This is a genomic window from Camelimonas sp. FR25 (assembly GCF_059740505.1).
Map to the genome: position 1 here is coordinate 1 of NZ_JCAWFG010000011.1, position 6110 is coordinate 6110.

Annotated in this window: 7 protein-coding genes; all 7 read right to left on the minus strand. The window is 65.4% G+C overall.

Annotated elements, in window-relative coordinates; translation table 11 throughout:
- Nucleotides 1-85: 85 nt before the first annotated feature.
- Entirely contained in the window at nucleotides 86-715 is a 630-nt protein-coding gene (locus AC6A67_RS00860; protein WP_498034629.1) for a hypothetical protein, read from the minus strand.
- A gap of 524 nt (nucleotides 716-1239) precedes the next feature.
- Nucleotides 1240-1446 carry a hypothetical protein gene (locus AC6A67_RS00865; RefSeq protein ID WP_498034630.1) on the minus strand — a complete coding sequence of 69 codons (207 nt, stop codon included), beginning with the start codon at nucleotides 1444-1446 and terminating at the stop codon, nucleotides 1240-1242.
- Between the two features lie 606 nt (nucleotides 1447-2052).
- Nucleotides 2053-3084 carry a hypothetical protein gene (locus AC6A67_RS00870; RefSeq protein WP_498034631.1) on the minus strand — a complete coding sequence of 344 codons (1032 nt, stop codon included), beginning with the start codon at nucleotides 3082-3084 and terminating at the stop codon, nucleotides 2053-2055.
- A 329-nt stretch (nucleotides 3085-3413) separates the two neighbouring features.
- Nucleotides 3414-4031, minus strand: coding sequence for a hypothetical protein (locus AC6A67_RS00875; protein ID WP_498034632.1), 618 nt, complete (start codon nucleotides 4029-4031; stop codon nucleotides 3414-3416).
- A gap of 39 nt (nucleotides 4032-4070) precedes the next feature.
- On the minus strand, nucleotides 4071-4328 hold the full coding sequence (locus AC6A67_RS00880) for a hypothetical protein (protein ID WP_498034633.1): 258 nt from the start codon (nucleotides 4326-4328) through the stop codon (nucleotides 4071-4073).
- A gap of 395 nt (nucleotides 4329-4723) precedes the next feature.
- Entirely contained in the window at nucleotides 4724-5695 is a 972-nt protein-coding gene (locus AC6A67_RS00885; protein ID WP_498034634.1) for a helix-turn-helix domain-containing protein, read from the minus strand.
- Nucleotides 5696-5850: 155 nt separating this feature from the next.
- Nucleotides 5851-6110: hypothetical protein (locus tag AC6A67_RS00890; protein ID WP_498034635.1), on the minus strand; the 260-nt coding region annotated here is incomplete at its 5' end.

A 6110-nucleotide genomic window follows, 5' to 3' on the forward strand; every position in this document is an offset into this window, starting at 1 on the left:
ACATGTACGATTTCGTGTTGACCAGCAAAAAGGGCATTGAGCGAACGGGCGAGTGGAGGAGGCAAGTTCTCATCGACGAGAACCTTCATGCGGCGATCAGGTATTCTTCGAACTTCACAGCATCCCTGACGACGGTCGCCGGAACCTCGTAAAGCGCTGCCACACGTTCGATTGAGCCCTCGGCTTCCACTGCCTCAGCCAGAGCAACAGTCGGAACTCCATAGTCGGCAGCAATGGGCTGCCCGAAGGAACGCGTTGGATCGAGAACGATCGAGCGCTTGCCGTTGAACGGCCGCCAGCGCGTCACCGCGTCGTTGTCGATGTCCAAATCTTTGAACGTGCGCTCAATTGCATGCTTGAACACATACTGGCGGCGCTTCAGGTCGAGCAGTTCCTGCTCGCCCGTGTGCTTGAGGCTGTCGAGAAAGATGGTGCGTCCGTCGCTCTGGAACCGGCGCGTCGAGAAAGGTCGATCGTCGTCGACGCATTCGCGGGCGTAGTCGAGGCAATTGCGGATGGTCTTCAGATGGAGGCCCAGCTCCATAAAGGCCTTGACGAACCGAAGCTCTATCAGATCGCGAAAGCCCAGCTCGATATGCTTCTCTCCGGCCGGAAGCTCCGGCGTCCAGAGAGGCGGCATCTTCACCGTCTCACCTTTTGCAGAGTACGTGTAGCCCCCCAACCAGCGGTTGATGTTGCGAGCCGGCGTTTTCAAAAGGCGGGCAGCCTCAGGGACGGTGTAATAACCTATCCCAAGGGGAACGTTCTCAACAGTGGAGGTCGTTCGGGCCATCATGGGAATGGGATAGCGCGCCGCGATCGGTCTGGCTAGACGATTTCGCTGACTGTCGCAATTCGATCGAGGTGTGGACGTCCCCCGCAGCTCATGTGCCTTTAAGCGTCGGCCAGCCACCACACAAGGTCACAGACCTTGTAGAGGTTCCACAGCCACTTGACCCAACGGATCGCGTGGCGGACGCAGCGCACAAGGGCAGGTTTATGGGGAGACCCCATTGCCGGTCCTCCTAATACCCGAGCCGAGGAGGCCTCGGCGGCCCGTCACGTCGCTGAACTGCGCGAACGGCATTTGGCGATGCCTAGACTGTTGCCTAAACGGGTATTTGCAGGGGGACGCCCGAGGATCGCTTAGGTCGAGCCGGGCACCGCTGTCAACGCGAGATCGCGGGGAACCCACAGTGCCGGGAGTTGATGGCGCTGGGACGCGGCCATGCTGCCCCGTCAGTCCCATGCAGGAGCGGCGTCGGCGCGAGCGCGGGTGTTCGGGTCGAGCGCCATCATCATCTGAAAAGCAAACGTCCTCTCCGCGCGCACCGAGGCCCATCCAGCTTCATCGTATCCTTCCGCCGCCGCATGGACGGCGGCCAGACGCTCGATGCGCAGGACGTAGGCCTCGCCCAGATCGCGGATTGCTGCTTCTCGATCCATCCTCACCTCCGTTGGATGCCCGATGATAGAGCGCAGGATGCCCGCCGCACACTTGTAAATCACTTGTAAAAACAGCGATCTAGGCCCGATTTCGGACCCGTGGATTGGGATTTCCAAGTCTGGCGGATGGCGCGCACGAAAAAGAGGGGCCGCCCCGAAGGACGGCCCCGTGCCACTTCTCGCAGTGGCCGCGCTCCATTCCCGCATTTCCCCCAAAATGAACCTCGGCGGCGGGGATGCGGGCTGTGGGCCGGAGAGGGCCGCTAAGGAGCAGCCGCCTTGTTCTGTCGGCTTCCGGCTGCGACGCGGGAGCCTGATCCTGTTGCCCGGCAATGCTTGCGACCTCGGAAACCTGCCATTCCAAAAGCCAAGCCAACCGGAAAATCTGAAAGTTCAAACACACGCAAGAACGGCGCGCCGCGCCTGCGCGGGCTCTGACCCTAGGGGTACGGTCCCTATCCACCACCCCCTACAAGCCGCAGCGGCGGCCCGTGAGCGGCCTCAATCCATCGCAGAGGTACGGACACCGCTCCCCGTCTAGCGCCCGTGTACGGCGCTCCTACAGCGTTGGCCGCCCGCCGCCCTGATGGCGACGGGCTGGGCTGATCAGGCGACGATGCCGAGGAACGCGCGCGGATCGAGGTCCGGCCGGCGCTGCACGATCCGGCCCTCGGCCTCGGCCATCTCGATCAGTCGCTCCTCTCGACGCTCCACCTCCAGCCGCCGGGCCGCCAGCGCGGCGAACACATCATCGCGCTCGGCGTCGCTCAACGCGCCGGTGAGGTCGGCGACCGCCAACTGCCGGTCGACTTCAGCGACCAGTGCATCTCGCATCAGATGGACGAACAGCGGTGCGCCGGCGGTGCCGAGGATGTGGGTTGCGCTGCTCGCACCAATCGCGGTGCCGAGGCTGAGACGGCGGGCCAGCCCCATAGGATCGCCGGAGCGGTTGCGAGGGTTAAGCGTCAGCGCGCCCTGAGCCGCAACCCGGTCAATCTCGGCAATCGCGCGCTCGCGAAGCTCGGCCGCTGGAAGCGGAGCGGCCTCAGCCATGGCAAATTCCCCATCGAGGTGCGCGAGCTCGTCCCGGCACTGCGCGATTGCGGCAGTGATGTCGCCACGCACTTTGCCCAGCGACAAAGCCGGGGCCACATCGAAAACGACGCCCGGTCGGGCGTGGCGGGCCAACCAGTCTTCGACCGTGGCGACGAACGCGTGCTGTGCCTGCCGATCCGCCGCGCGGTCGCGCGCATCGGCGGCGGCGGCGACGCGAGCCTTTGCGGCGTGAACCGGAGCCATCGCGGCGGCGGTGCGGGCATCGTGGTCGCGCTCGTTTTCAATGGCTGCGAGAGCCGCATCGGCAGGGTGCCCGTAGCTGATGCCGACAGGCAATCCGGCCCGCTGGCGAGCGAACGCCTCGGCGCGGCCCGCCTCCGACCAAGCGGCCTGCCATGCTGAGCTGGCGTGCTGGTATGCGGCCTGCGCCGCGTCTCGGTCGGCGACGGCGCGCTCGAACTTTGCGCGAGTTGCTGGGGGTAGTACTTCGATGGGATCGCCCGATTGAAAATTGACGTGCCCTTGGGCGGCGATGGCAGCGGACAGCGCCGCAGTCATGGGGGAGGTGGCTGGTTCGGACATTGTTAGCTCCGCAAATTCACTGGAGCCATCATGCCGGATCGCGCTTGCGGAGCGTATTTGCCAAAGCACGCCATGCTCTGACACGCAAAAAAGGCCCGCCTTGGTGGCGGGCCATGTTTCACATTTCGAATAGACGGCGGCGATCAAGGTAGACGCGCCCACCAACTCGGATCGACACGTCCTTAGTTGCTATCCATCGCCATACAGTGCGCTCCGAAGTCTTCGCGATATACGCGGTTTGCTTGGGGGTTAGCCAACGTCCATCATTCAGGTCGAGCGTGTCGGGTGAAGGCGGCCACTCAGGGTCGGAGCGCCGGATTAGGTCCCGGTCATCCCGTCGCATCGTCTTGCCCCCTGTTTGCGGCGTCGATGGCGCGGCCCCACGCAGCCTGCCGCCGGTGGGCTGCTGCGTCGGGACCATATCCGGCAAGGCGATCAGCAGTCGGGTCGAAAATTACGAGCGCGTCCCTGTGCTCGATATGGCGGCGCGGGGGCGGTGCCGCCTCTCCGCCCTCGATGGGCAGCCCCGATAGGGCGCTGGCGGCCTCCGCAGCCCCGAGGCCAGCCAAGGCGATGTGGATCGCGGAAGCCTTGCGATCTTTCGCCTCGTCGAGGGCGAGAATTGCCTTGATGCGGTCGCGCTCCTGACGTGCGGCCGCGTCGCGGATCGCGTCAGCGTTCTCCGGCTCCGGCTTCGTCTCGCCGGCCAGCTCGGCCATGATCGTTTCGCGAGCCGTCGCGAAGGCCGTGGCGTAGCCGTTGCGGTGCCCGGCCGCGAACGCTGTCAGGGTGGCCTCGTCGGCGGCCGAGCCGAGCCGGAAGATCGCCGCCCGGAGGCCGTCGCGATACGTGTCGCAATCCGGCGTGTCGGTGCGCGCCAGCAGCCGCGAGAGCGTGGCATCGGCGGTGGGGCGGGCGGGATTGGTGGTGGTCTTCTGGGCTGTCATTGGTTTGCTTCTCGCGCTCCGGCTGATGCCGGGCGCTGGTCAGTGTTTTGCTGGGGTTGGCGGTGGCACGGCGATTACGCCCATCGCCCTGATGGTTCGCTGGATGGCGGCGGCCAGTTCCTTGGCGGCCGCCGTCGCGTCGTCGACGGTCGCGCCTTGGGCGCAGCACCATCCTGCGAAGGTGACGAGCTGGCCCGCCAAAACCTCGCCCACCTGATCTGGCGGAGCCGCGATCACGGCGGCCACGGCGCGGTCGACCCACTCGACGCCGGGGCGAATAACAGGTGCGTCGATCATCGTGCGGCCTCACTGGTCTGCGATGGGCGACGGCGGCGCGGAGCGTCGCCAGTCGATGCGGTGCGCCGGCTGCGGGCAGCGTCGAGGTCAATCACCTCAGCAGCCGGAGCGTCGAACGGCACAGGTTTCGGGGTGGCAAAGCCGTAGGCGAGCGCTGCCCTGACGACTGTCGCGAAGCCCGTCACGTCGGCAAACGGCGATAGCTCGCGGGACACCGGCGGCTACCCGCTGCCGGACAAGCCGGTTCATCCGTCGCCGCCACGCGCCCGGGCGCTGATCGTCTGGCAGCGTCATGAGGTAGGTGGCGAAATCGCGTGCCGCCCGCTCGTTGCGTCGCAAGGGCAAGAGCCGGATGGCCCCCGGCTGCGGGTCAAAGTTGAAATGAAGCTGCTGGGTCATGCGCTTGCCTCCGCATAGATCGGGTCGCCCCATGGGATGTCTTCGCCGACGGGATCAATGATGTCGGCCAGCGCGTCTTCGACAACTGCGAGCGTAAGCCCTGTCTCCGAAGCAATCTCGCGGGACAGCTGGTCGATCTCATCGGGATCGAGCGGAGCGCTCACGTCGAGCCTTCGGCGGGACAGAGCTTCGCGAACTGCGCTGGCAGGGTCGACGGTTCTGGCCGCCGCAGTATCATCGCCTTCGGGTCGCGCCTCGATGGTCGCGCCGCCGCCGAGGTCGATTAGATCGCCGGCGGCGGGGCCTTCGTATTCATCCGGCGGAGGTGCCGGGTCGATCGGAGGATTGAGCGGGCCGTCGAGGTTGTCTGGCCGAAGCTCTCGATCGTCGAAAGCATCCTCCTCGCCGGTCCACCGGTCGGGCGCGCCGAAGCGCGCACGGGCCGGGGAGTTACGTTCTCTATCTTGAATGGGGTCCGCGCTTGAGCGCGGCCCCTTCTTAAGAGGTTCTACAAGGTTAGTAGGAACGGGCGTTCCGGTTTGGCTGCACGTTTGTTCCGGTTTGAGTGCTCGATCGTTCCAGTTTGCCTGCGCATCCGTACCGGTTTGGATGTCGCCTGAAACCGGAACCAGCGTTCCGGTTTGCTCAGGCCGTACGATCCGATAGTGAAGGCCGCGCGTCGTCTTCGGAGCAGTCCGATCGCGCCCGGTCAGGACGATCAACCAGCCGAGCCGCTGGAGCGCGTCGAGGTGCTTGCGAACGGCGCGATCGCCGATACCGGATCGCTCCGCCAGCGTCGTCTGGGACGGCCAAGCCTCTCCAGTCCGGGTGTTGATGTAGCCCGCTAGCGCATAGGCTGTTCTGAATGCTCCGGCCGGCACAGCGGGATCGGCGGCCATGGCGTCCAGCCACTCGCGCCTCGCCTTTCGGGCGGCGTCTGGTTGGACTTTCTCGTCGGTATCTGCCATTGATAATTTCCTAGTGTTCAAGGTTTCGCGCCGCCGGAGTTCCCGCTCCGGCGGCGTTCTCGTTTCGTCAGCCGGCCAGCGCGACCAGCGCGGCGTGGGCGATGAAGCCCAAGCTGATGAGCGCGGTCGCATTCCAGATTGGCGAGCGGTCGATCTCATTGAGTTTCTTCGCGAATTGCGTCATTGTGCGTTGCCTTCATTTTTGCAGTGTGGGCTTTGTCGAGCGCCGTCGGCTTCCACGAGCTGACGGCGTTTCTCGTCATCGGGTCGCCGAGCCGCAGCGCGAGCACGCGAACGGGCCAGAGGCGTCGCTCAGGGCGACGCGTCGATCTTCGATATGCTTGCAGGCTGTGCAGCTCAGGCGCTTCGTGAGCATCGCTCCGGCCGGGATCGCGGCTTTCGCCTGCGCCCTGAG

Coding starts and splice junctions, on each gene's coding strand:
- AC6A67_RS00880 (WP_498034633.1), bottom strand. CDS start 4,328: ATGATCGACGCACCTGTTATTCGCCCCGGCGTCGAGTGGGTCGACCGC.
- AC6A67_RS00885 (WP_498034634.1), bottom strand. CDS start 5,695: ATGGCAGATACCGACGAGAAAGTCCAACCAGACGCCGCCCGAAAGGCG.
- AC6A67_RS00865 (WP_498034630.1), bottom strand. CDS start 1,446: ATGGATCGAGAAGCAGCAATCCGCGATCTGGGCGAGGCCTACGTCCTG.
- AC6A67_RS00875 (WP_498034632.1), bottom strand. CDS start 4,031: ATGACAGCCCAGAAGACCACCACCAATCCCGCCCGCCCCACCGCCGAT.
- AC6A67_RS00870 (WP_498034631.1), bottom strand. CDS start 3,084: ATGTCCGAACCAGCCACCTCCCCCATGACTGCGGCGCTGTCCGCTGCC.